Genomic DNA, 25,020 nt, shown 5'->3' with positions numbered 1-25,020 from the left:
AGAATGACCATCCACATGACCGACGGCCACATGGTTAGTGCCTTTCTGGCAGAGCCGGAGGGGACGCCGAAAGGTCATATTCACTTGCTCCACGGGATGGCGGAGCACATCGGACGCTACGCACAGTTTGCCGGTGCACTCAGGAAAGCCGGTTATATCGTAAGCGGACATGATCACAGAGGCCATGGGAGTACAGTCAGGCTAAACGGAATCAGGGGCTATTTTGCGGAAGAGGACGGGTTCGAAAGGGTGGTTCAGGACGTCCACGAAGTGACTTCGCTCCTTCGTGACAGCCATCCCTCCTCTGCATTCACGATATTTGGGCACAGCATGGGCTCATTTGTGGCGAGACGCTACACCCAGCGCTATGGACATCTGCTGGACCGGGCAATCTTCATGGGATCCGGGGACCACCCGGGTCCTGCCATCAGGGCGGGACGGATGATTGCTGAAGGATATATTGCAGCAGGTTTGAAAAAGGAGCCGAATCAGTTGCTGAACTCCCTGACTTTCGGCCGTTACAATCTTCATTTCCCGGATGCGGAGACGCCGTTTGACTGGCTGAATGAAGATCAGGAAGCGGTCAGGGCGTACTTGGATGATGAGGAATCGGGATTCGTCTCGACAACCGGATTTTTCTCCGATCTCTTTGAAGGTCTCGATCTGATCCACAACGACCGTGAAATACGCAGGACGCCTGACGATCTGCCGATTCTCCTGATTTCGGGAGGTTCGGATCCGGTTGGCAAAAACGGCGCCGGCATCTGGAACGTCGCCCGGCAGTATGCTGAAAACGGTGTCCGCAATGTCACCGTCTATCTGGTGGAGGAAGGCCGGCACGAAATTCTCCATTCCCCGAAAAAAAACCGGATCACCGAGTACATCACGGGGTGGCTTGAAGCATGACCGGCGAAAAATTTCCTGAAGTGGCAGCGATCGTAGGTCCGACAGCATCAGGCAAGACTGACCTGAGTGTCAGTCTTGCCGAAGCAACAGGCGGGGAAGTCATCAATGGTGATGCGTTCCAGGTATACCGGGGGCTGGATATAGGAACCGCAAAAATCACGCCGGAGGAAATGAAGGGCATTCCGCACCATTTGTTTGATATCCTTGGCCCCGGTGATGAATTTTCAGTGGCCGACTATCAGCGGCTTGTCAGGGAGAAAATCTCGGAGATCCGTTCCAGGGGGCGCCTGCCGATCATCACCGGAGGCACAGGCCTCTATGTGCAGTCGGTTCTATACGATTTCCGCTTCACTGAACAAAAGCACGATCCCGGGCTCAGGCGAAATCTCGAGCTGGTTCTCAGCAAAGAGGGGCCGGAGCGTCTCCATCAGCTTCTTATGGAACGGGATCCTGTGTCTGCCCGGGAGATCCACCCGAACAATACAAGAAGGGTGATGCGTGCACTTGAAATCGCATCCCTGACCGGCAAGACGAAAAAGGAAGCCGAGGGGACGGAAGCTGACGCACCTCTCTACGACCATTTGCTGATCGGCCTTGCGCTGGACCGGAATATTCTGTACGAACGGATCAACCGCAGGGTGGACCTGATGGTGGAAGCCGGATGGATCGGGGAAGTCCGCCGCCTGGCGGAAGCCGGTTTCGGGGAGAGCCAGTCCATGAAGGCGATCGGCTATCGGGAGATTGGGGACTATCTGAAAGGCGAGACGGATTTGGAGCAGGCGCTGGAGCTGACAAAACGGAACACGAGGCGCTATGCCAAGCGGCAATTCACCTATTTCCGTAACAAGCTGGACGTGCACTGGCTGGATGCTCTGGAAGGAACCCGTCAGAATACACAAAAAATACTTGAATTGATGAAGGATTTTGGGCCATCGGGACGGAATACATAAAACAGGGCCCATGCCAACTACCGCGGTCAGCGGCGCCGTGACGAACGGCGACTGTGCCCAAAAGCGCAAGCGTTGGGCAATATAAAGAGAGAGCGGAGGAATAGGTGCAATGAAGTCGGCAAACATTCAGGATACATTCCTGAACCAGATCCGTAAAAATGGGGTTTACGTAACCGTGTTCCTGACCAATGGTTTTCAGCTTAAGGGACAGGTGAAGTCGTACGATAACTTCACTGTGCTGCTCGAAACCGAAGGAAAGCAGCAGCTGATTTACAAGCATGCGATTTCCACGTTTGTCCCTGCAAGGCCGGTCAGCCTCGCCCCAAAGGAAGAAAAGGCAGAAGAAACGGTATGAAAACAGACGGGCTGCCGGGAAGCAGATGTGCCATGCTTCCGGGCAGCCCGTCCGTCATTAACCGGTCACTTCCGGGTTCCCTCGTAGCGGGTGCGGGATGCATTCAATCCTGTATACTGGTATGGTGACTATGCAACAGAGAGGAAAGAGTTTGATGGCTGACATCATGAATTTCACAGAAGAGATCGGGAATTGGAAAAAAGAGGCGGAAGAGAAGGTTGCCCCTTTTCTGAAACACATGGATGAGGTGGCGCTCGCCAATCAGGCAAAAGTGCTCACCGCCTTCAGGGAAAACCGGGTGTCCGACCATCATATGAATCCGTCGACAGGATATGGATACGACGATGAAGGCAGGGATGTCCTTGAGCGGGTGTATGCTACGGCATTCGGCTCGGAATCAGCATTGGTCCGCAATCAAATCATTTCCGGCACCCATGCCATTTCCATCGCGCTTTTCGGCGTGCTTCGCCCTGGTGACGAACTGCTTTACATCACTGGTGAACCGTACGATACACTCGCCTCAATCGTTTCGGGTCTTGAGGGCAAAGATACAGGAGCACTGAGTGATTTCGGGATCTCCTACCGCCATATCGATTTAAAAGAAGACGGCACGGTCGATTTCGAAGCTGTGCGCAGAGCGGTGACAGAAAAAACGAAGATGATTGCAATTCAGCGCTCGAAGGGGTACTCGCTCCGACCGAGCTTTACCGTCGGACAGATTGCCGAAATGGTTCAAAGGGTCAGGGAATTCGCGCCTCATGTCGTGATCTTCACGGATAACTGCTATGGTGAATTCGTCGAGACCATCGAACCGACCGAGGTGGGAGTCGACCTGATGGCCGGGTCCCTAATCAAAAACCCTGGAGGGGGGCTGGCCAAAACCGGCGGATATCTGGCCGGACGAGCAGAACTAATCGAAAAATGTGCTTACCGGATGACATCTCCGGGTATAGGAGCAGAGGCGGGTGCTTCTCTTGGAACGCTGCCCGATATGTATCAAGGTTTCTTCCTGGCGCCCCATGTGACGGCCCAGGCCGTCAAGGGAGCCATTTTCACCTCGGCGATGCTCGAGGCGGCCGGTATGAGGACATCACCGCACTATTCCGCAGAACGCACGGATCTGATCCAGTCGGTTTCGTTCAATGATGCAGCACAGATGATCCGGTTCTGCAGGGAAATCCAGGCGAATTCGCCGGTCAATGCACACTTTGCACCTGAGCCGTCCTATATGCCGGGATATGAGGATGATGTCATCATGGCGGCAGGCACATTCGTGCAGGGTTCAAGCATTGAACTCACGGCAGACGGACCGATCCGTCCGCCCTATACCGCTTATATCCAGGGCGGTCTTACATACGAACATGTACAGATCGCGATTCTTGGCGCCCTTGGCGCGCTGATGGAGGAAGGCCTTCTTAAAAACTGAAAGGATGGTAACGTGGCCAAAATTACGAAGGAAGACATTAAGAACGACATACAAAAGCAGAATGTGAATTTTATCCGCCTGCAGTTTACGGATATTCTCGGGACTGTGAAGAACGTTGAAATCCCGGTATCCCAGATAGACAAGGCGCTGGACAACAAAATGATGTTTGACGGTTCATCGATTGAAGGCTTTGTCCGGATCGAGGAGTCAGATATGTTCCTGGTGCCGGACCTAGACACCTGGACGGTGTTCCAGTGGGATACGGGCTCCGGCAAGGTTGCCCGCCTGATCTGCGACGTCCACCGTGCGGACGGGACACCTTTCGAGGGCGATCCCCGGAGCAATCTGAAGCGTGTTCTCAAAGAAATGGAAGAGCTCGGATTTACGAAGTTCAATATCGGGCCGGAGCCGGAATTCTTCCTTTTCAAGCTAGATATGGACGGTGAGCCGAGTCTCGAGCTGAACGACTACGGCGGCTATTTTGACCTCGCTCCGACCGACCTCGGTGAAAACTGCCGAAGGGATATCGTACTTGAACTTGAAGCACTCGGCTTCGAGATTGAGGCTTCCCACCATGAGAACGCGCCGGGCCAGCATGAGATTGATTTCAAATATGCCGATGCCATCCGGGCGTGTGACAATATCCAGACATTCAAGCTTGTCGTCAAGACGATCGCCCGTAAACATGGCCTCCACGCCACCTTTATGCCGAAGCCGTTGTTCGGAGTGGCCGGATCGGGCATGCACGTCAATATGTCGCTCTTCAAGGGAAGCGAAAACGTATTCGAGGATCCGGACGGGGAAGAGGGCCTTAGCCGTATCGCCTACCACTTTATGGCCGGCCTGCTTCAGCACGCACACGGCTTCACAGCCATCGCCAACCCGACAGTCAACTCGTATAAGCGCCTGGTGCCGGGCTATGAGGCACCGGTCTATGTTGCCTGGTCCGGGACGAACCGCAGCCCGCTGATCCGTATCCCGACATCCCGGGGACTGAGCACGCGCATCGAGGTGCGTTCTGTCGATCCGGCTGCCAACCCGTACATGGCGATGGCCGTCCTGCTCGGTGCGGGCCTTGAAGGCATCCGCAACGGCATGGAACCGCCGGAATCCGTCGATCAGAACATTTATGAGATGAATCTCCGTGAACGCCGGAGCATGGGCATCGAGGATCTGCCGGCAAGCCTGAAGGAAGCGCTCGATGCCCTGGCCGGAGACAAGGTGATCCAGCATGCACTCGGAGGACACATCTATAAGAACTTCGTGGACACGAAGGAAGCGGAATGGAATATGTTCCGTACGACTGTCCACCCATGGGAAAGGGAGCAGTACATGAAAATGTACTGATGAATAGCAAAGGGAGCGCAGCAAACGATGCTGCGCTCCCTTTTTTAAATTTACAGCTGTTGAAGTGCTTCACTGACAGCGGTATCTCCGGATACGACATCAAAGGATCGGTTGCGGGTAGTTTCAGTCTCCAGTGCCTCGAACAGCACACGTGCCACATCTTCCCGCGGCACGCCGCCCGGCTCCAGGTGTTCGGCGGCTGAGATGTGCCCTGTTCCCGGTTCATCCAGAAGCAGGCCAGGCCGGACAATTGTATAATTCAGCCCGCTTCCACGCAGAATGTTGTCGGCATGGTGCTTTGCTGCATAATAAGGTCTAATCTGATCCGACCAGCGTTCCCGGTCATCCGCTCCGATCGCGCTAACCATCAGGAATCGCCGGACGCCCGTTTGCCGTGCGGCCTCGACCGCCTTCGCGGCACCATCGAGGTCGATGAGAAGAGTTTTGTCCGGACCTGTATGGCCCCCGCTGCCTGCCGTGAACACGACTGCATCCATTCCGTCCATTGCCGAAGCCAGTGCTTCAGTCCGGTCTTCCAGGTCGACTACTGCTGTTTTGGCTCCCATTTCTTCGAAGTCAGGCTTCTGCTTGTCATCACGGATCATGGCGGTCGGTGCATGCTTCCCGCTTTCGCTCAGAAGTTTCACCAGCTGCTTGCCGATCTTGCCGTTTGCTCCGATTACAAGTACGTCCATAGTAGCCATCTCTCCTTTCCCGCTCATAACCCCACTATATCTGAACAATCCGCGGGTTTAAAAAGAAATGCCTATTTCCGGTTCGAAAAACAGCCGGCAGCAAATATTCGCTGCCGGCTGTCTATTGGGCCGTTAATCACTGGATGTGGCGGTAGACACCGACGACTTTTCCAAGGATGGACACCTGGTCGACAATAATTGGGTCCATCGAAGCGTTTTCGGGCTGGAGGCGGAAGTGCCCGTCCTCTCTGAAGAAGCGCTTGACGGTCGCCTCGTCCTCCTCGGTCATCGCGACAACGATTTCACCGTTGTTGGCGGTGCTCTGCTGTCGGACGACGACATAGTCACCGTTCAGGATACCGGCTTCAATCATGGATTCACCCATGATTTCCAGCATGAAGAGCTGATCATCCGAACTGCCGTACTGATCCGGAAGAGGGAAATACTCTTCGATATTCTCGACGGCAGTGATCGGCTGTCCGGCCGTAACCTTGCCCACAACCGGCACCTGGACGACACTTGCTTTAGGGATGGTGTCGCCGGCTTCCAGGATCTCGATGGCGCGGGGCTTGGTAGGGTCGCGGCGGATGAGGCCTTTGTTCTCCAGCCGTGCCAGGTGGCCGTGGACCGTCGAGCTGGAAGCGAGCCCCACTGCCTCACCGATCTCACGGACGGATGGCGGGTAGCCTTTCGACCTGACCTCTTCCTTGATGAAGGTCAGGATCGCTTCCTGCCTCTTCGACATTTTCTTCAAACGGATTCACCTCTTCTTTTCACGTTTCTGATTGATACAAGTATATCAGCCGTCTCAATGAAATGCAAACATAGGTTCGAGAAAACGCCTTGACAAAAACGTTTGTTCGCATTACGATTGAAGTAATATACGAACAGACATTCGAATTTGTTTGAGGAGGGACCGGTCATGAACATGATCCGAAATTATTCTTACATAGTATTTCTATTCCTGATAGCAGTAGTTTCAGTGGCAATGCTGCCCGGCCAGGAGGAAAATGAGCCGGTGCAGACGGCCGAAATCCGCGTGAACCATGGCGATACGCTGTTCGCACTCCATCAGGAAGCCGGCACTGCATTGCCCGCGGAGATATGGATAGAGGAAGTCATTAAGCTGAACGGCAAGCAGGACGCGACAATCCTGGCCGGGGAGACGCTGCTCATCCCCGCAAAAGTGAGCTACTCGGATGATATCCAGCTGGCCGGTGAGGAAGAGTGAAGCCGGGCCGGACATGTGCCGTCTACTGCCGGGTAAGCACGGAAAAAGAGACCCAGGTCATGTCGCTTGAACGGCAGGAGGAAGAATTGCGCGCATTAGCCCGTGAATTGGGCCTTTCGGTGTCTGGTGTCTTCTCGGACCGGCACAGCGGCTACGACATGGACCGGGACGGATTGCTGGACCTGATCGATCATGTACGTGAAGGCGCAGCAGACATTGTCCTCGTCCAGGACGAGACCCGTCTCGGGAGGGGCAATGCCCGTGTGGCTGTCCTCCATCTCCTGCAGAAGGCGGGTGCATCCACCTATACATATACGGACAAGGGGCCCGCAGCCCTGAACGAGATGGACACGATGCTTCTGGACATTCTTGCGATTGTCGAGGAATATCAGAGAAAGATGCACAACGCTAAAATCCGCCGGGGCATGCGCCGTGCAGTTGAACAGGGTTATCGGCCGGAACGGAATCTCAAAAAACGGGGCAATCCCGAAGGACGGGAGCGGATCGACGTCCCGATCACCGAAATTGTCAGCCTCAGGCAGAAAGGGCTGACTTTCGAGGAGATCGCCTCGACTTTGAGAGGACTCGGCCATGATGTCAGCAAAGCGACGGTGCACCGCCGTTACAGGGAATATGCAGAATCACCGGAGACGAGCGAATGAGTTGCGCCCGTCTCTTTTTTTTCTTATCTTTAGGAGAAATGGAAAGGGGAGATTTCATGCTTTCACCCGATAAGCTCGCCCGCATCAATGAATTGGCGAAAAAGAAGAAAACCATAGGACTGACAATGGAAGAAGCGAAAGAACAAACCTCGCTCCGCAAAGAATACTTGGAAGTTTTCCGTTCCAATATGAAGAAGACGATCGAAAATGTCACGGTCATCGACCCGGAGGGCAAGGACATCACTCCGGACAAGGTGAAACGGATCAAATCAAACAAATTCCCGAACTGAGTCCTGCAGGGACCTGAATCCGGTTGTAAAGAATGACGGGCTCGTCTAAACTTAAAAGGGTTCAACTATTTGTTCGTGAAAGGATGTCGAAAGATGGCGAATCATGCCGATGCACTAGCAGTCACCACGATCCGTACTCTGTCCATCGATGCGATCGAGAAAGCCAACTCCGGTCACCCCGGTCTGCCGATGGGCGCCGCTCCAATGGCTTACACCCTCTGGACAAAACACATGAAGCACAATCCGTCGAATCCCCAGTGGTTCAACAGGGACCGCTTTGTCCTCTCCGCAGGGCACGGGTCGATGCTCCTTTATTCCCTTCTCCACCTCGGCGGCTACGATCTGCCTATGGACGAGATCAAGAACTTCCGCCAATGGGGTTCCAAGACACCGGGCCACCCGGAATACGGCCATACGGATGGCGTGGAAGCGACCACGGGACCGCTCGGCCAAGGGATCGGCATGGCAGTGGGCATGGCGATGGCAGAACGCCATCTTGCTGCAACCTACAACAAGGACGGCCATGAGGTTGTCGACCATTACACGTATGCGCTGTGCGGCGACGGGGACCTCATGGAAGGGGTCGCCTCAGAGGCCATCTCCCTTGCCGGCCATCTGAAGCTGGATAAGCTGATTGTCCTTTATGACAGCAATGACATCTCGCTGGACGGCGAACTCGACATGAGCTTCTCGGAAGACGTCCGGAAACGCTTCGAATCCTACGGATGGAACTATCTCCGTGTTGATGACGGTAACGATATCGACACCGTATCCCGTGCCATCGAAGAGGCGAAAGGGAACACGGGAGGACCGACGATCATCGAAGTGAAGACGATCATCGGCTACGGTTCGCCGAACAAATCCGGCAAATCTGACGTTCACGGTGCTCCGCTGGGCGAAGATGAGATGAAACTCGTCAAAGAGTATTACAACTGGACCTTCGAGGAAGACTTCCACGTGCCGGAAGAAGTGTATGAAACTTTCCGCAAGGCTGCGGAAGAAAACGGCGAGCAGGCCGAAAACCAATGGAACGACCGGTTTGCAGCTTATGAGAAAGCTTATCCGGAAGAGGCGGCTCAGCTGAAGGCTGTGCTTGAAGGCAAACTTCCGGAAGGCTTTGCAGAAAGCCTTCCGTCCTATGAAACCGGAAAGTCCGTTGCGACACGCAGCGCGTCCGGCGACATGATTAATGCACTGGCGGAAGCCGTTCCATCCCTGTTCGGCGGAAGTGCCGACCTTGCAGGTTCGAACAAGACGACGATCAAGGGTTCGGGCGACTTCCTTCCGGACAACTACGGCGGCCGCAACATCTGGTTCGGTGTCCGTGAATTCGCGATGGGTGCCGCGCTTAACGGCATGGCGCTCCATGGAGGGCTCCGGGTATTCGGCGGCACGTTCTTCGTCTTCAGTGATTATGTGCGTCCCGCAGTCCGGCTGTCGGCACTGATGGGTGTACCGGTCACTTATGTGTTCACACACGACAGCATCGCTGTAGGTGAAGACGGTCCGACCCATGAGCCGGTCGAACATCTGGCTTCCCTCCGCGCGATGCCGGGTCTCTCGGTCATCCGCCCCGCGGACAGTAACGAGACGGCCGCTGCCTGGAAGCTGGCAGTTTCCTCCGAAAACAAGCCGACGGTTCTCGTACTCTCCAGGCAAAACCTTCCGATTCTCGAACATTCCGCAGAACGGGCGATGGAAGGCGTTGAAAAGGGAGCCTACATCGTCTCCGAGGCGGATGGAGAAAGCCCGGACGGAATTCTTCTGGCAACCGGTTCGGAGGTCAGTCTTGCGGTCGAAGCACAAAAGCAGCTTCTTGAGGAAGGCATTCGTGTCCGTGTCGTATCCATGCCGTCATGGGACCGCTTCGAGGAACAGGATGCCGCGTACAAGGAAGAGATCCTTCCCAAGTCCGTAACAAAGCGCCTCGCAATCGAGATGGGTGCTTCACTCGGATGGCACAGGTACACCGGCTTCGAAGGTGATGTGCTGGCCATTGATACATTCGGTGCAAGTGCGCCGGGCGGGACGGTCGTAAAAGAATACGGCTTCACTCCGGAAAATGTGGCAACACGATTTAAACAACTCTGATCACAAAGGAAGGCCCCCGTTGGGAGGCCTTCCTTTTTTATAAGCAACCATGCGGTGACACTTCCGGCTCCGGATAATTCGACAAAACTAGAGGGGTTCTTCTCCGCACTCTGACATCTTTTTTTCGCATTGCGGGATATGATGTTGAAAAAGGGGTGGCAGTCATGCGCGAATACATCATTTACGAAGTGAAAAACGACCACCAGCCGTTTATTCTGGGACGTGAGCGGATGCTGGAGGAACTGCTTGCAATAGAGGGGGAAAAAAGCCCGGAAGTGCGGTTTCTGTGTCATGAAATCGATCCCGATCGGGTCATGTTCCAGCTGAAGCACAGGATGGACAGGCGTTTTCCGGAGGTGGGCCGGGAGGGGGGCCTGCTCCGCCTCCACCATCCTGTAAAGGGCACGATCCGGATCGGGTTCGGCGAATACAGCCTCACTGCCCGGTGCGAAGGCACGAGGATGCTTGATCTTGACCTGTTTGCCGGTCTGTCCGGCATCAGCGGGGGGTACTTTGCGGTCCGCGGGGGAAGTGGAGAATGCGGCTGGCTGAAGCCGGTGAGATTCTGGGAGAACGGGGTCGGCACCAGCCGCCAATTATGCGGAAATAGTAGTATCTGACTCCGGAATGTTGTATACTTCTCCTTGGTGCACATTCCGTGAAACTGATGCACGAAGGAGGAACCACAATGGCGACCGTTTGGTGGATCATTCTGCTCATCGTCGCGTTGCTCGCCGGGGTGGCTCTCGGCTTTTTCATCGCACGCAGATATATGATGAATTACCTGAAAGAGAACCCGCCGATCAACGAACAGATGCTGCGTATGCTGATGATGCAGATGGGGATGAAACCTTCCCAGAAGAAAATCAATCAGATGCTGGCACAGATGAACAAAATGAACGACAAATAAGACAGCGTCCTTCCCCGCGGAAGGGCGTTTTATTTTTGTTTTCGCTTGAATGGCAAAAGCCCTGCAAAAGAATGCAGGGCGGACCTGATCATGCAATTCCCGGCCGGCTGTCGGCACCACCGGGAAGCAATCCGTGTTCTTCGAGGAACGTCCTGACCGTCTGTTCGTATTCCTCGGCGTTTTCATTATAGGACTGGGCATGGCTCCCCTTATCAAACAGCCGGATGGATTTCGGCTCCGGTTTCAGCTCATAAAGTTCCTTCGTCATCTTCGGCAGGATAAAGTCATCTTCCAGGCTGTGGATGAAGAGCACCGGCCTTTTGATATGGACGACTGACTGTCTCGGGGAAACAAGATCGAGGGTATAGCCGTCCCTCACCTTCAGAAACACGTTGGCGAGCCGGATGGCGAAGCCTGTCCGGAGCGGTGTGGATCGTCTCAGAATATGGAGGACCTGTTCGGTGAAGTCCGAGAACGGGCAGTCGGCTATGTAGAAGTCGGCTTCGTCCCCGACACTGCCGGCATACAGGAGTGATGTCGCGGCCCCCATGGATTCTCCGTGCACGCCGATGATGGCATTTTCCCCGGCATAATCCCTGAGCTCATCGATTACCGCACCCAGATCGGTCTTTTCATAATGTCCGAAACTGGTCGTCCGGCCCTCCGAATCCCCGTGGCGTCGATGGTCATAGATGACGGAGTTGAAGCCGAGACGCTCAAACATCCGTGCGTATTTGACCGAATTGATTTTGTTTTCCGTGACGCCATGGGAAATGACGACATAATGACTGGTTTCCAGCGGCTCCAGCAGCACGGCCTTGAGCCGGTACCCGTTAGGCGAGTCAACCCAGCGCTCATTTTTGCTGACGGCGTTGTACCAGCCTTCATCAAAGCGCTTCGCGGAAATCTCCCGCTGCAGAATCACATCGTCCTCTTTCTTTTTCATGTACATCAGCCGGTTCGTGGCAAGGAGGCCGATGGCCGATCCGACAGCCGCCGAAATTCCCGTCACGATGCCGGTGGCCGTCAGCCAGCGCTTCGTGCGATTGCCCAATCCATGGCCTCCTTCCAGTGTGATCAGCTATTACCTATACGTTGTCCGTTCTTATATAGTGTATACATCCCCGTGGTAATCGGGCGAGAAACGTGGGGCGCCACTTCGTCGACCGCGCGGCAGATGCCTTCAACCGAGATGCCGGTTTCGATGTCCATTCGTTCGAGCATATTGACCACGTCTTCGGTGGCAACGTTTCCGGTGGCGCCCGGTGCGAACGGGCAGCCGCCGAGTCCGCCTGCAGAAGTGTCGAAACGTTCAACACCTGCCTGAAGTGCTGCAAAGATATTGGCGATTGCCATTTTGCGCGTATCATGGAAGTGTGCAGTCAGCAAGATGTCCGGCAGTTCTTCTTTAAGTCTGCTGAACAGGCGGTAACTCTCTTCGGGTGTGGCCATCCCGATCGTATCAGCCACACTCAGTTCATCCGCACCCAGTTCGGCGAACCGTCTGCATAGGCTGACCGTGCGTTCCGGGTCTACGGGACCTTCAAACGGGCAGTGGAATGCGGTCGAGATGCAGGCACGTACGAAGAGTCCGTCCTCTTTCATTTTCCTGATCTGCGGAGCCAGCTGTTCCATGCTTTCCTCGGTCGATTTGTTGATGTTTTTCTTATTGAATGCATCTGTCACGCCGACAAACACGGCGATGTGATCTGCACCCGCGGCCCTCGCATCAGCGATTCCCCGCTCATTTGGCGCGAGTACGAATGCTCTGCCTGTCCGCTTTGAACCGGCCATGATGTCCGCCGCATCCCCCATCTGCGGCACCCATTTCGGCGATACGAAAGAAGTGAGTTCCATTTCACTGACCCCCGCGTCCTGCAGGGCGCGGATGAACCGGAGCTTCACTTCTGTCGGAACATGGTTCTTTTCATTCTGCAGGCCATCCCTCGGCCCTACCTCGATAATTGCGACTTTCTTTGGTAGACTTAACATGACAAACCCCCTCCTTGTTTTCATTGTAAGGATGCGGACGGGGCGGGGCAAGGCAAAGCCAGATGAATGGAAAGGGGACATGGGGAAATGACAAAAGAAGTGGTAATTGTAAGTGCTGTGCGTACCGCGATCGGCACATTCCTGGGGTCACTGAAAGATATTCCGGCAACTGAGCTTGGAGGCATTGCAATCCGGGAGGCGCTTTCCCGGGCAAACGTAGACGGGAAGCACGTCGACGAAGTGATCATGGGGAATGTCCTACAGGCGGGGCTCGGCCAAAACCCGGCACGCCAGGCATCCATCAAAGCAGGACTTCCTGAGACAATACCTTCATTGACGATCAATAAAGTGTGCGGTTCCGGTCTGAAAGCTGTCCATCTGGCCGCGCAGGCGATCAAAGCAGGAGATGCCGATATCATCGTGGCGGGCGGCATGGAAAATATGAGCCAGGCGCCGTATCTCCTAAAAGGTGCTCGCAATGGATTCAAGATGGGCGATCAGAAAATGGTCGACAGTATGATTTCGGACGGTCTCTGGTGTGCATTCAACGATTATCACATGGGGATCACAGCGGAAAACCTCTGTGACCGCTACGGCATCAGCCGTGAGGAACAGGATGAGTTCGCGGCACGTTCGCAGGAGCGGGCAACCGCTGCCATCGAGGCAGGCCGCTTCAAGGACGAAATCGTGCCGGTCGAAATCCCGCAGCGCAAGGGTGATCCGATTGTCTTTGATACGGATGAACACGTGAAAGCGGGCTCCACGGCGGAGAAATTGGCGAAACTCCGCCCGGCATTCAAAAAAGAGGGAAGTGTGACTGCGGGGAATGCTTCCGGCATCAATGACGGGGCAGCGGCGTTCGTCGTGATGTCCAGGGAAAAGGCCGACGAACTCGGCGTCGAACCGCTTGCGGTCATTGCCGCCAACGGCAATGCCGGCGTGGATCCGGCCGTGATGGGCATCGGACCGGTCCAGGCAGTAAAAAATGCACTGGACAAAGCAGGGCTTGAACTCGATGATATGGACCTTGTCGAAGCGAACGAAGCATTTGCAGCCCAGTCGATCGCCGTTGACCGTGAGCTCAAATTTGACCATGACAAACTGAATGTGAACGGCGGCGCGATTGCGCTCGGCCACCCGATCGGCGCAAGCGGTGCAAGGATCCTTGTGACATTGCTGCACGAGATGAAGCGGCGTGACGCCAAGACGGGTCTTGCCACACTCTGCATCGGCGGCGGCCAGGGTGTCGCGACAGTCGTGCGCCGTCCCTGAATGATTGAAGGAAGGTGAGGGTCTGTGGCCAAAAAGAAACCGCAGCAACGGAAACCGGCCGTCCCCAAACAGGACAGCCGCCCGACACTCGCCGATGGACTCGGCGGAGATACACTGGATAAGCTGAAACAAGCCAGGCAGGCACTTCTCCAAACCGAAAAGGAAGAAGAGGAAAAACGCCTCGCACAGAAAGCAAAGGAACGCCGTGAGAGGGAAAAGAACATGTCATTTGGAGAACTTCTCGAGAAATACGGCGAGAAGGGTTCCAAGTATTAAAGGCCGATTGGCCAACAGGAAAGCACCGGGATATTAATCCCGGTGCATCAAACTGTAGACAAAGTGAGTGTATAGCTCCTTTGTCTGCAGTTTTTTGTTTTCCCGAAAACCCTCCGGATTTCTGCTACGGGCCCTTGCTTACCAAAACTGCGTTTTGGTCGCAGAAAGAGCTTTGTCGCTCAACGCTTACGCTTTTGGGCACAGACGCCGTTCTTCGTGACGGCGTCCGCTAGTTCGCGGGCGTTGCCTTAGCCGATGCCAACACGCAGATTGGCATCTGCGTGCAAAAGCGCAGCGTTGCGCGGCAGGTAATTTAAGACTGGCGTCTGTGTGCAGCGCAAAAAATCGAGTCAACAGACACAAAACGTGATGAATACGCTACTCAGTCAGTGGCTGTCCCAGTTACGATGCACGTTTGTTCCTGAATCTGAGGGAATGGCTTTATGGCAGTCATCGGAGCCGCCCGACGGCCCACTGTCTAGTGAAGTTTTAAGGACCAATACGCGTGCTTTATCCGCTAAACGAACAAAACGGAGCCGTCCGAGAACTCGACTTCTCCACACTGTATGGCAAACGGCACGGACGTCGGGTGACACCTGCAGGAAAAGCCGGGCTGTCGAGACCCGCTTCACGCGGGGCTAGGCGCCGGCCTGCGGTAAGCGACCAGAGTCCGTGCCGTTTGCTGTTTTCACTTTAGACTAACTTTGGGGCAGCTCAACAGTCAAAAGCACTGGAATATTAGTCCCGGTGCTTTTCATAGTGCTCTTCTGCTGTCAGGGCGGCATAGGCCCGGATGGTTTCGCTGTCGGGCATGTGTTCATATGCGCTGAGCGTCTCTTTCAGCTGCTCTTCGCTGCTTGCCCCTGTGATGGCGGATGCGACCGTCCTGTTTTCCAGGACGAAGGCGAGGGCCGCCGAGTAGAGTGGACCCGGACGCCTGCCGAACTCGTTGATCAGTTTTCGGAGCTCTATGGAAGAGTACGAGAGATATCCGTCCATTGCTTCCGCACGCTTTTCCGCTTCTGCTGTCAGGAGCCCTTTTGCAATCGGCCCGCGTGCGACGACAGATGCACCTGTACTTCGAATATCCCCGAGCCACTCTTCCGGCCGGCGGTCAAGAAGGCTATACTGCATCATATTCGAAACCGCTGAGCTGTTTTTGAGAAATGGCAGGAACACATTCGGACGGATGGATGAAATGCCGTACTGCCGGATCAGCCCTTCCCGTTTCAGATCCTCGAATACACCGATCACGGCCTCCAGGTCATCATCGGCCGTCCCGCCGTGGAGCTGGTAGACATCAATATAATCGGTGCCGAGTCGCTTCAGGCTGTCATGGACTGATTTGCGGATATGCCCGGGGGACGGGTCCCATTCCCATCCGTCTTTGCCTTCTGTCCATCGGTTGCCGACCTTGGTGGCCAGGATCATGTCCGCCCTCCGGCCTCTGAGCGCCTTGCCGAGCAGTTCCTCGTTTCTGCCTTTCCCATACAGATCGGCGGTGTCGAAGTAGTTGATCCCGGCATCCATTGCCGCGTCCACGATGCGCTCCGCCTGGCGGGCATCATCCGGAAGCGACATGCAGCCGAGCCCGATTTCAGAAATGTCGGGACCGGCATTTCCGAGTTTCCTTGTCTTCATCGTATCCCCTCCCGAATCCATAGTATAATGAATGTGCAAGGACGACCAACAGAAAGGGATGGTCCAATGGATAAGTTTGAGGAACGGACAGTACATACGGAAACAATCTATGACGGCAAAATCATCCGCCTTGAAATCGACGATGTAATCCTGCCCGACGGAAAGCCGGCGAAAAGGGAGCTTGTCCGGCACCCGGGCGCGGTGGCACTGATCCCGATTACCGATGACGGCAAGCTGGTCATGGTTGAGCAATACCGGAAGGCGCTCGGCATGACACTTCTGGAAGTACCGGCCGGGAAGCTCGAGCCCGGGGAAATCCCTGAAGTGACGGCCCGCAGGGAACTGGAAGAGGAAACAGGCTACTCTTGCGACCGATTGGAGCCGGTGACAACATTTGCGACATCACCGGGATTTGCAGATGAAACGATTCATCTGTTTGCCGCAACCGGGCTCAGGAAGGTCGATAATCCGGCAGCGGGCGATGATGACGAATTTGTCGAGCTGCTGGAAATCCCTCTGGACGAAGCAGTCGCGCTGCTGGATGAAGGGAAAATCCGTGACGCCAAAACTGCTTTCTCCATTCTATGGGCGGAGCGATCGGCAAGAAGGAAATGACATGACGGGGAGCGGACAGGCATAGGTTGTACAAATCCTCCGGAGGTGCAGCCCATGCAGCGATCGCTCCCTTTTCTTTACCTGCTCACATTACTCATCATCGGGTTTACGGGCGGGGCCGTCCTGTTCCGCTTTGCGGAAGCGGGTATGGCCGAGACGGTCACCGTCTTCCTTGACCCGCGCCTCGATCTGGCGGTTCCGGCAAAACCATACCGGGCCATACTCACTTTTATGGCATTTCATGTGATCGCCCTGTTTCTGGCATCACACACTGCACTTCGGCATGCGGTCATGTTCGTCGCAGGCCTGAGGGCGGTCTTCTTCGGTTTTGCCTCGACCTATCTGATCAGCCAGGAAGGTGCACTCACTTTTTATGCCGCCTGGTGGTTTCCGGCACAGCTCCTACTTACACTGCTGTTCATTTTGTTCAGCATGAACCTCTCGCCTCCATTCATGCTTGAGAAATATTTTAGCAGGCACCGGAAAGAGGCGGCAATCAGGGTCGCCGCTTTGTCGGCCGCTATACTTGCTGTGGAGATCGGCCTGTTCATTTTCCTTGATAATTGAAAATGATTATCATATTGTAATGATTGTCGTTAATATGTTGGAACTCTTGTAACCATCCGGCCTGGTTGCTATAATAAGTACAGTTTGAGGGGGGCGTCTCATGGAAAGCAGGATTGAACGCATAAAAAAGCAGCTCCACAATGCGAAATACAAACTGACGCCCCAGCGCGAAGCCACGGTCTCTGTACTGCTGGAGCATGAGGAAGACCACCTCAGCGCAGAGGATGTCTATCTGCTCGTCAAGGATAAATCGCCCGAAATCGGGCTTGCAACAGTCTACCGGACACTGGAGCTGCTGACTGAACTGAAAGTCGTCGACAAAATCAACTTTGGAGACGGCGTATCCCGTTTTGACTTGCGGCAGGAAGGTGCCGCCCATTTCCACCATCATCTTGTGTGCATCGAATGCGGTGCGGTGGATGAGATCCAGGAAGACCTGCTCGGTGACGTCGAACAGATCGTCGAGGACCGCTGGAACTTCCGCATCAAGGATCACAGGCTCACGTTCCACGGAATCTGCAGCCGCTGCAGTGAGGGTAATGAAGAAAAAGAATCGGAATAATAGAAACGGACAGGATGGCGAAAGCTGTCCTTTTTTCATATGGATAAGTCTGGAAGGGGAGAGAGCATGAAAGAGGCAGAAGATGCACTGAACGACTACCTTCATTTTCTGAGAGTCGAGCGTCAGCTGGCGGAAAACACCATCGGGTCCTACAAGAGGGACCTGCTGGGGTATATCCGGCATCTGGAAAAGGAGGTGCAGCCGGGCAGCCTGGACAGCGTCACCCGCCCCCATATTCTGAGTTATCTGCAGGTACTGGAAGAAGGCGGAAAATCGCCAAGGACCATTTCCCGGCATATCTCCTCCATCCGTTCTTTCCATCAGTTTCTGGTGAGGGAACGGGTCACCACGACCGATCCTACCATCCAGCTGGACCTTCCTAAGCTCGAAATGAAACTGCCGAGGGTGCTGTCCGTCGGCGAAGTGGATTCGCTCATCGGGGCTCCGGACCGTTCAAAACCCGCGGGCGTAAGGGACAGAGCCATGCTGGAGATGCTCTATGGCACCGGCATGCGGGTCAGTGAGTGCATCGGAATGAACATAGGTGACGTTCATCTGTCCATGGGGTTTGCCCGGGTGTTCGGCAAGGGCGGCAAGGAACGGATCGTCCCGCTTGGCAGGAACGCGATCGATGCAGTCACGGCATATATCGAACAGGCGAGGCCGTCGATGCTGAAGGGGGACCGGGCGCAGGATGCCCTGTTCGTCAATGCGAGGGGCGGCCGGCTGACGCGCCAGGGAGTCTGGAAGCTGTTGAACCAGCATGCGAAAAAGGCCGGAATCACAAAGGAACTCACTCCGCATATACTGCGGCATTCATTTGCAACGCATCTGGTCGAAAATGGTGCAGATCTACGCGCGATCCAGGAAATGCTTGGTCATGCCGACATCTCGACGACACAGATATATACCCATGTCAGCAAGACACGTCTGAAGGATGTCTACAGCAAGTTCCATCCCCGTGCATGACATGGGTAAAATGTGACGTCAGACCTCTGATTTGTGATACAGTATTCTTGTTTGGGGTATACGTAGTGCCAAGGAGGTTATGCGACAATGACAGCGCAACCATTTAATCGAATTCATCTAATCGTCCTCGATTCGGTCGGCATCGGCGAAGCACCGGATGCCGCGGATTTCGGCGATGAAGGGGCAGATACGCTCGGCCATATCGCCGAGGCAACAGGCGGGCTCAACATGCCGAACATGGCGAGCCTCGGCCTGGCCAATATCCGTCCGCTAAAAGGACTTGAGACAGCGGACAAGCCGGCCGGATATTACGGACGTATGCAGGAGGCATCGGTCGGCAAGGATACGATGACGGGTCACTGGGAGATCATGGGCCTGAACATCGACAAACCGTTCAAAGTGTACCCGGAGGGCTTTCCCGAAGAATTGATCCGCGAACTCGAGGAGCGGACGGGACGCAGGGTAATCGGCAATAAGCCTGCCAGCGGAACCGTCATCATCGATGAGCTCGGACCTCTCCACATGGAGTCCGGCGACCTGATCGTCTATACATCGGCCGATCCGGTATTGCAGATCGCAGCACACGAAGGGGTCATTCCGATCGAAGAACAGTATGAGATCTGCGAGATTGCAAGAGAGATCACGCTTGAACCGGAATACTTGGTCGGCCGGGTCATTGCCCGCCCGTTCATTGGTGAACCGGGCAACTTCACCCGGACGAAAAACCGGCATGACTATGCACTCAAGCCGTTTGGACGCACGGTCATGAATGAGCTGAAAGACGGCGGTTATGACGTGATCGCAGTCGGGAAGATTTCCGATATCTATAATGGAGAAGGGGTGACGGACGCAGTCCGCACCTCCTCCAATATGGATGGCGTCGATAAGTTGCTTGAAGTGATGAGCCGCAATTTCAAAGGCCTTTCATTCACAAACCTTGTCGATTTTGATGCACTCTTCGGTCACCGCCGCGACCCGCAAGGCTACGGAAACGCCCTCGAGGAGTTTGACGCACGTCTGCCGGAGATCTTGAATGCCCTCCGGGAAGACGATCTGCTGATCATCACGGCTGACCACGGGAACGACCCGACGGCTCCGGGCACCGACCACACCCGTGAGTATGTCCCGATCATCATGGCATCCCCGAGGTTTGCAGAAAGCGGCGAACTGCCGCTCCGGAAGACCTTCGCTTCAGTCGGCGCGACCGTCGCGGATAATTTCGGCGTCAGCATGCCGGAATTCGGCGAAAGCTATCTTCCATTTTTAAAATGAAAGCGGGTTGACAGACATGAGAATGGTTGACATCATCACGAAAAAACGGGATGGCGGCAGGCTGACGGAAGAGGAGATCCGGTTCTTTATCAACGGAATCACGGACGACTCAGTGCCGGACTACCAGGCAAGCGCGCTCCTGATGGCCATCTACTTCGAAGGAATGGACGAAGAAGAGCAGGCGCTGCTGACAGAAGCCATGGTGGACTCGGGTGACCGGATCGACTTGTCCGGCATCGAGGGTACACTCGTGGACAAGCATTCAACGGGAGGAGTCGGGGATACGACCACGCTCATCCTCGGACCCATCGTTGCGGCGTGCGGTGTGCCGGTCGCCAAGATGAGCGGACGCGGCCTTGGCCACACGGGCGGGACGCTGGACAAATTGGAATCCATCGACGGGTTCCATATCGAACTCACGGAAAAGCAGTTCGCCGATCAGGTGAACAGCCTGAAGCTCGCAGTCATCGGACAGAGCGGAAACCTTACACCTGCGGACAAGAAACTTTACGCGCTGCGTGATGTAACGGCTACCGTCGACAGCATCCCGCTGATCGCGAGTTCGATCATGAGCAAAAAGATCGCAGCAGGGGCGGATGCCATCGTTCTCGATGTCAAGACCGGCGAGGGCGCCTTCATGAAGACCGAAGAAGATGCCCGCCGGCTCGCAGAAGCGATGGTCGGAATCGGAAATGCCGTCGGCCGCAAGACGATGGCGGTGATATCTGACATGAGCCAGCCGCTGGGCTTTGCAATCGGCAACGCGCTCGAGGTGAAAGAGGCCATCGAAACACTGAGAGGCGAAGGTCCCGAAGACCTCACCCGGCTCTGCATCGAGCTGGGCAGCCGCATGGTCGTCGCTGGAGGAAAAGCCGGAAGCATAGAAGAAGCGGAAGGCATGATCAAAAAAGTAATTGATGACGGCTCGGCACTTGCCCTGTTCCGCAAGTTTGTTGAGGCCCAGGGCGGAAATCCGGAAATCGTCGACGAACCGGCCAGGCTTCCGTCAGCCTCGGATATCATTGAGTTCAGGGCACAGTCTGATGGCTATGTCCAGTCCATCGGTGCGGATGACATCGGGCTTGCAGCCATGCATCTCGGAGCGGGACGCGCGACAAAAGATGAACAGATCGACCTTGGAGTCGGCATCGTCCTGAAAAAGAAAGTCGGCGACCAAGTGAGGAAAGGTGAACCGCTTGCCGAGATCCATACAAACGGCAAAGGCACCGAAACGGCAATCGGCATGCTGCGGGAACATATCATCATCGGTCCCGAAAAAGCGGGCGCACCGGTACTCATCCACGGCGACATCCAGTAAATATAGGCAAGATGATCGGACCCAGAGAAAATGATTCTGGGTCCGATTTGTTATTTCGCAGATTGTTTTTGGGAAATGGAGCTTCTTTGAGCTTTGCGAATGAATGGAAGAAGTTCGCGTGTGAATTTAAGACACTCAGTTGAATTTCCCCCACCGGTTTTCCGGATTTCACCTCGCACCAGCTTCCGCCATACCCCAAGTAGCAGTCCGTTACTCCAAATCGGACCGCCATACTCCAAGCAGCAGTCCGTTACTCCAAATTGGACCACCATACTCCAAGTGGCAACCCGTTACTCCAAATCCCCCCCTTACTCCAGATAACATTCGCTCCAACTAGCCCCAAAACGGATTAAAGACAAGGGCCCGCAGCAGATATCCAAGGATCTGCATGACCACCCGCCTTTTCTTCACGATAACTGTAATTTTCCACGTATATTCAGGCCTGTTTGCGGGCAGGCTTGGACGGCGAAGGCCGTCATGGCCGAAAATTGCCGGATTTCCACTACTTTCGTCGAGTAAAAGGAATCCGGAAAGCGGCCGTTGAATTACGAGCCGAAAGGGGGCATCCATATGAATCATATTAAATTGACACCCGGCGGAATCGCGATTGTCCGCCCAGCAGGAGAATTGGATCACCATACGGCAGACAGCATCAAACGGGAAGTAAGCCGGCTTATTTTTGGAGGCAAGGCAAATGCGGTCATCTGGGATCTCGGAAGTCTGCAGTTCATGGACAGTGCGGGCATCGGGCTGATTTTGGGAAGAATGAGGGATCTCGGTGCAGTTGAAGGCGGGACGGTCATTCTGAATCCGTCCTCGACAATGAAGAAAATGTTCGAGCTGTCCGGCCTGGGCAGCCATTTGATGGAAGGCACGGAAGAGGACGCGATAAAACGGCTGGGAGGGATTCTGCATGGAAAATGAAATGACGCTATCGTTTGCCGCAATCAGTGAAAATGAAGCACTTGCCCGTATGACGCTCACATTCTTCGTGGCGGCACTTGACCCGACATTGGAGGAAATATCGGAATACAAGACGGTCATCTCCGAAGCGGTCACGAATGCAATCATCCATGGATATGAAGAGGATCGCTCGGGTGTTGTCAGTGTCCATGCCGCGCTGGACGGCCGGGAGGTCACGGTCACGATCAGTGACAAGGGCGGTGGTATTGATAACGTGGAAGAGGCGATGCAGCCGATGTACACGTCAAAGCCCGAACGGGAGCGTTCCGGAATGGGGTTCACAATCATGGAGAGCTTCACGGACAGCCTATCGGTAGATTCCCGCGAGGGCGGCGGGACGACCGTCACCTTTAAGAAGAAATTCTCTCCTGTGCAGGAAACCTGCTCATCGGTGGGATGACGGATGCAGGAATATGTAGAACAGCGTAAACCGCCGCTTTTGACACAGGAGAAGATGAGGGAATTGATCCGGGATGCCCAGGAGGGAAACGCCGAAGCCCGCCGGATCATGGTCGAGGGGAATACCAGGCTCGTCTGGTCCATCGTACAGCGCTTTTCCTCAAGGGGCGTGGAACTGGATGACCTGTACCAGATCGGCTGCATCGGCCTGCTCAAGGCAGTCGACAAGTTCGATCTGAGTTTTGAGGTGAAGTTTTCAACCTATGCAGTTCCGATGATTATCGGGGAGATTCAGCGTTTTCTCCGGGACGACGGAATGGTGAAAGTGAGCCGCTCGATCAGGGAGCTCAACTTCAAGATCCGCCATGCGACCGATGACTTCCTGAAGGATCACGAGCGTTCACCGACCATTTCCGAGATTGCGGCAATCCTGGATGTTCCGGTTTCCGACGTCATTGTCGCAATGGATGCGATGAAGGACCCGGCATCCCTCCAGGAGCAGCTGTATGAGGGAGAAGGTGACTCGGTCACGCTGATGGACCAGGTCCGGGACGAACGCTCCGAAAAAGGATTCGAGCATATTCCTCTGAAGGACATTATTTCGAGGCTCGATCCGCGGGACAGGACCATCATCGTGATGAGGTTTTACATGGACTGTACTCAGAGCGACATCGCTGAGCGGCTGGGCATCTCCCAGGTCCAGGTGTCGCGTCTTGAGAAAAAGATCCTTGCCAAGATGAAGGCATACATGAGGCCTGACCTTGTGAAGGAGCCGGTGGAGACGAAGGGAGAAGGTTGACGATCGAACGGCTATATGACAGCAGAGAGCAGGCAAAAGAAGAGCTCGGCGGGTTATTTGGCAAGGGAGAGTCCTATGATTTCGTCATGTTGGACATTCATATCCGCCAGGAGCCGGCCACGATCGTCTACATGAACGGGTTGATCAGCTCAGACGTCACGGTGAAGCTCTTGACTTCGTTGCAGATGACAGATATCTGGGATGAGCTTGAGGAGAAAATCACCCGGGAGAATTTCCTGACCTATTTCCCGTTCCATTCAGTGGAACCGTGCAAGGATAAAAATGCCATGATTGATTCTATCCTTAGCGGTCAGCTGATTTTCGTGATGGAGGACGGATCCGTTTTCCAGGCCGACGTCAGGGAATACCCGGGCAGGCAGCCGGAAGAACCGGACAATGAAAAAGTCATCCGGGGCTCCAGGGACGGTTTTACGGAAAATATTGTCCTGAATACCGCGCTGATCAGAAGGCGTCTCCGGGACCCGCAGCTGCGTTTTGAAATTCAGCGGGTGACGGAGCGCGGCAGGACGGATATTGCGATCGGTTATCTTAAAGGCGTCGCGAGCGAGCAACACCTCGATATGCTGAAGAAGCGGCTGTCGGAAATCGATCATGACGGTCTGACGATGTCGGACAAGCAGCTGGAAGAGCTGCTGTTCAAGCAGAAATTCCACCCGGTACCGTTTGTGAGATTCACCGAAAGGCCGGATATCGCGGCAGCCCATCTGCTGGAGGGCCATATCGCGATCGTCGTTGATACGTCTCCGTCGGTCCTTCTCATCCCGGTGACGATTTTCCATCACCTTCAGCACGCAGAGGAGTTCCGCCAGGCACCGCTTATCGGAACCGGTGTCCGTGCCATCCGTTTTTCCGGGATTCTGATGGCCGTGTTTCTTCTTCCGTTCTGGTATCTGCTCGTCAAGCATCCGGAGTTTGTGCCGAAAGCCCTGGAATTTGTCGGGCCGAAGGAGAGCGGAGAAATTCCGCTGCTGTTCCAGATTATCGCGGCAGACATCGGAGTTGAATTCATGCGTCTCGCCGCAATCCATACCCCGACGCCTCTGTCCACGGCACTCGGCCTGATTGCGGCTGTCATACTCGGGCAGATGGCGGTCGACGTCGGACTGTTCACCGCTGAAGTCATCCTGTATGTTGCACTGACGGCTGTGGTGACATTTGCAATCCCTTCCTATGAGCTAAGCATCTCCGCGAAGATTTTCAGGACGGTGCTGCTCATCCTGACGGCTCTGGCAGGACCTCCCGGCTTCTTTGCCGGCGGAGTCATCCTGTTCTGGTATCTCTGCTCCATCAAGCCGATGGGCGTTCCGTATCTCTGGCCGGTTGCGCCGTTTTTCCCGAAGGCATTGGCCCGGGTGATTGTCCGGTATCCGATGATCGGGAGTTCGCTGAGACCTTATATCACGGATTCTCCTCGCAGGCAACGCAGCTGACGGCCGATTGCACGTTCGCCCCCTTCATGGTAAAGTTTTAATAGACTAAGCCGGAAGGATG

At 55.0% G+C, this 25,020-nt stretch carries 28 protein-coding genes; 23 read left to right on the top strand and 5 right to left on the bottom strand.

What is annotated here, in order from left to right:
* Window positions 1–3 precede the first annotated feature (3 nt).
* The 5 genes from AV656_RS04455 to glnA all read left to right on the top strand — a co-directional run bounded on the left by AV656_RS04455 (window position 4) and on the right by glnA (window position 4,984).
* On the top strand, window positions 4–906 hold the full coding sequence (locus AV656_RS04455; RefSeq protein ID WP_231877262.1) for an alpha/beta fold hydrolase: 903 nt from the start codon (window positions 4–6) through the stop codon (window positions 904–906).
* Complete coding sequence (gene miaA / locus AV656_RS04450; protein ID WP_063179315.1) at window positions 903–1,856, top strand: tRNA (adenosine(37)-N6)-dimethylallyltransferase MiaA; 954 nt, start codon at window positions 903–905, stop codon at window positions 1,854–1,856. Before AV656_RS04455 ends, miaA begins: the two co-directional genes overlap by 4 nt.
* 109 nt (window positions 1,857–1,965) lie before the next feature.
* Window positions 1,966–2,211: an RNA chaperone Hfq gene (gene hfq, locus AV656_RS04445; protein WP_063179313.1), complete on the top strand. Its 246-nt coding sequence runs from the start codon at window positions 1,966–1,968 to the stop codon at window positions 2,209–2,211.
* Between the two features lie 154 nt (window positions 2,212–2,365).
* Complete coding sequence (locus AV656_RS04440; protein WP_063179311.1) at window positions 2,366–3,637, top strand: aminotransferase class I/II-fold pyridoxal phosphate-dependent enzyme; 1,272 nt, start codon at window positions 2,366–2,368, stop codon at window positions 3,635–3,637.
* Between the two features lie 12 nt (window positions 3,638–3,649).
* A complete protein-coding gene (gene glnA, locus AV656_RS04435) occupies window positions 3,650–4,984 on the top strand; it encodes a type I glutamate--ammonia ligase (protein WP_063179309.1) in 1,335 nt (444 codons plus the stop codon).
* 50 nt (window positions 4,985–5,034) lie between these two features.
* Here the strand turns inward: glnA and AV656_RS04430 are convergent, their stop codons facing one another.
* On the bottom strand, window positions 5,035–5,679 hold the full coding sequence (locus tag AV656_RS04430) for an SDR family oxidoreductase (protein WP_063179307.1): 645 nt from the start codon (window positions 5,677–5,679) through the stop codon (window positions 5,035–5,037).
* 136 nt (window positions 5,680–5,815) lie between these two features.
* Entirely contained in the window at window positions 5,816–6,433 is a 618-nt protein-coding gene (gene lexA, locus AV656_RS04425) for a transcriptional repressor LexA (protein WP_063179305.1), read from the bottom strand.
* Between the two features lie 168 nt (window positions 6,434–6,601).
* Here lexA and AV656_RS04420 point away from each other — a divergent pair, with 168 nt between their 5' ends.
* The 6 genes from AV656_RS04420 (at window position 6,602) to AV656_RS04395 (ending at window position 10,863) form a co-directional block, all read left to right on the top strand.
* Window positions 6,602–6,910: a hypothetical protein gene (locus tag AV656_RS04420; protein ID WP_063179303.1), complete on the top strand. Its 309-nt coding sequence runs from the start codon at window positions 6,602–6,604 to the stop codon at window positions 6,908–6,910.
* Window positions 6,907–7,572, top strand: coding sequence for a YneB family resolvase-like protein (locus tag AV656_RS04415; protein ID WP_082818609.1), 666 nt, complete (start codon window positions 6,907–6,909; stop codon window positions 7,570–7,572). Before AV656_RS04420 ends, AV656_RS04415 begins: the two co-directional genes overlap by 4 nt.
* Before the next feature lie 56 nt (window positions 7,573–7,628).
* On the top strand, window positions 7,629–7,862 hold the full coding sequence (locus AV656_RS04410; RefSeq protein WP_063179302.1) for a DUF896 domain-containing protein: 234 nt from the start codon (window positions 7,629–7,631) through the stop codon (window positions 7,860–7,862).
* A gap of 93 nt (window positions 7,863–7,955) precedes the next feature.
* Entirely contained in the window at window positions 7,956–9,953 is a 1,998-nt protein-coding gene (gene tkt, locus AV656_RS04405; protein ID WP_063179300.1) for a transketolase, read from the top strand.
* Between the two features lie 164 nt (window positions 9,954–10,117).
* Window positions 10,118–10,573, top strand: coding sequence for a hypothetical protein (locus tag AV656_RS04400; RefSeq protein WP_063179298.1), 456 nt, complete (start codon window positions 10,118–10,120; stop codon window positions 10,571–10,573).
* A gap of 68 nt (window positions 10,574–10,641) precedes the next feature.
* Entirely contained in the window at window positions 10,642–10,863 is a 222-nt protein-coding gene (locus AV656_RS04395) for a YneF family protein (RefSeq protein WP_008297072.1), read from the top strand.
* A gap of 88 nt (window positions 10,864–10,951) precedes the next feature.
* Here the strand turns inward: AV656_RS04395 and AV656_RS04390 are convergent, their stop codons facing one another.
* Together AV656_RS04390 and AV656_RS04385 are read right to left on the bottom strand one after the other, a co-directional pair.
* Window positions 10,952–11,917 carry an alpha/beta hydrolase gene (locus AV656_RS04390; RefSeq protein WP_063179296.1) on the bottom strand — a complete coding sequence of 322 codons (966 nt, stop codon included), beginning with the start codon at window positions 11,915–11,917 and terminating at the stop codon, window positions 10,952–10,954.
* Between the two features lie 23 nt (window positions 11,918–11,940).
* Window positions 11,941–12,855: a hydroxymethylglutaryl-CoA lyase gene (locus AV656_RS04385; protein ID WP_082818608.1), complete on the bottom strand. Its 915-nt coding sequence runs from the start codon at window positions 12,853–12,855 to the stop codon at window positions 11,941–11,943.
* Window positions 12,856–12,942: 87 nt separating this feature from the next.
* On the opposite strand from AV656_RS04385, the gene AV656_RS04380 reads away from it, so the two are divergent.
* Together AV656_RS04380 and AV656_RS04375 are read left to right on the top strand one after the other, a co-directional pair.
* Window positions 12,943–14,127 carry an acetyl-CoA C-acetyltransferase gene (locus AV656_RS04380; RefSeq protein WP_063179291.1) on the top strand — a complete coding sequence of 395 codons (1,185 nt, stop codon included), beginning with the start codon at window positions 12,943–12,945 and terminating at the stop codon, window positions 14,125–14,127.
* Window positions 14,128–14,151: 24 nt separating this feature from the next.
* A complete protein-coding gene (locus AV656_RS04375; RefSeq protein ID WP_063179289.1) occupies window positions 14,152–14,403 on the top strand; it encodes a YqkE family protein in 252 nt (83 codons plus the stop codon).
* Between the two features lie 738 nt (window positions 14,404–15,141).
* Here the strand turns inward: AV656_RS04375 and AV656_RS04370 are convergent.
* Window positions 15,142–16,044: an aldo/keto reductase gene (locus AV656_RS04370; RefSeq protein WP_063179287.1), complete on the bottom strand. Its 903-nt coding sequence runs from the start codon at window positions 16,042–16,044 to the stop codon at window positions 15,142–15,144.
* Between the two features lie 66 nt (window positions 16,045–16,110).
* On the opposite strand from AV656_RS04370, the gene AV656_RS04365 reads away from it, so the two are divergent.
* From AV656_RS04365 to AV656_RS04315, 10 genes are all read left to right on the top strand, one after another.
* Complete coding sequence (locus AV656_RS04365; protein ID WP_063179285.1) at window positions 16,111–16,659, top strand: NUDIX hydrolase; 549 nt, start codon at window positions 16,111–16,113, stop codon at window positions 16,657–16,659.
* A 54-nt stretch (window positions 16,660–16,713) separates the two neighbouring features.
* Window positions 16,714–17,226: a hypothetical protein gene (locus AV656_RS04360; RefSeq protein WP_063179283.1), complete on the top strand. Its 513-nt coding sequence runs from the start codon at window positions 16,714–16,716 to the stop codon at window positions 17,224–17,226.
* A gap of 100 nt (window positions 17,227–17,326) precedes the next feature.
* Window positions 17,327–17,788 (top strand): Fur family transcriptional regulator, encoded by a 462-nt coding sequence (locus tag AV656_RS04355; protein WP_063179281.1) that lies wholly within the window; start codon window positions 17,327–17,329, stop codon window positions 17,786–17,788.
* Between the two features lie 66 nt (window positions 17,789–17,854).
* Entirely contained in the window at window positions 17,855–18,757 is a 903-nt protein-coding gene (gene xerD, locus AV656_RS04350; RefSeq protein ID WP_063179279.1) for a site-specific tyrosine recombinase XerD, read from the top strand.
* 87 nt (window positions 18,758–18,844) lie between these two features.
* Entirely contained in the window at window positions 18,845–20,029 is a 1,185-nt protein-coding gene (gene deoB / locus AV656_RS04345; protein WP_063179277.1) for a phosphopentomutase, read from the top strand.
* Between the two features lie 16 nt (window positions 20,030–20,045).
* Window positions 20,046–21,347 carry a pyrimidine-nucleoside phosphorylase gene (locus tag AV656_RS04340; RefSeq protein WP_063179275.1) on the top strand — a complete coding sequence of 434 codons (1,302 nt, stop codon included), beginning with the start codon at window positions 20,046–20,048 and terminating at the stop codon, window positions 21,345–21,347.
* A 570-nt stretch (window positions 21,348–21,917) separates the two neighbouring features.
* Complete coding sequence (locus AV656_RS04330; protein ID WP_063179271.1) at window positions 21,918–22,271, top strand: STAS domain-containing protein; 354 nt, start codon at window positions 21,918–21,920, stop codon at window positions 22,269–22,271.
* Window positions 22,261–22,710 (top strand): anti-sigma F factor, encoded by a 450-nt coding sequence (gene spoIIAB / locus AV656_RS04325; RefSeq protein WP_063179269.1) that lies wholly within the window; start codon window positions 22,261–22,263, stop codon window positions 22,708–22,710. The genes AV656_RS04330 and spoIIAB overlap by 11 nt, the downstream gene beginning before the upstream one ends.
* A gap of 3 nt (window positions 22,711–22,713) precedes the next feature.
* On the top strand, window positions 22,714–23,508 hold the full coding sequence (locus AV656_RS04320; RefSeq protein ID WP_063179267.1) for a SigF/SigG family RNA polymerase sporulation sigma factor: 795 nt from the start codon (window positions 22,714–22,716) through the stop codon (window positions 23,506–23,508).
* Entirely contained in the window at window positions 23,505–24,959 is a 1,455-nt protein-coding gene (locus AV656_RS04315) for a spore germination protein (protein WP_082818607.1), read from the top strand. Before AV656_RS04320 ends, AV656_RS04315 begins: the two co-directional genes overlap by 4 nt.
* Window positions 24,960–25,020 lie beyond the last annotated feature (61 nt).

It is taken from the genome of Bhargavaea cecembensis, from assembly GCF_001619585.1.
Classification (GTDB): Bacteria; Bacillota; Bacilli; order Bacillales_A; family Planococcaceae; genus Bhargavaea; species Bhargavaea cecembensis_A.
Note: the sequence above shows the minus strand (reverse complement) of the source record. Positions and strands in the feature narration are given on the sequence as shown.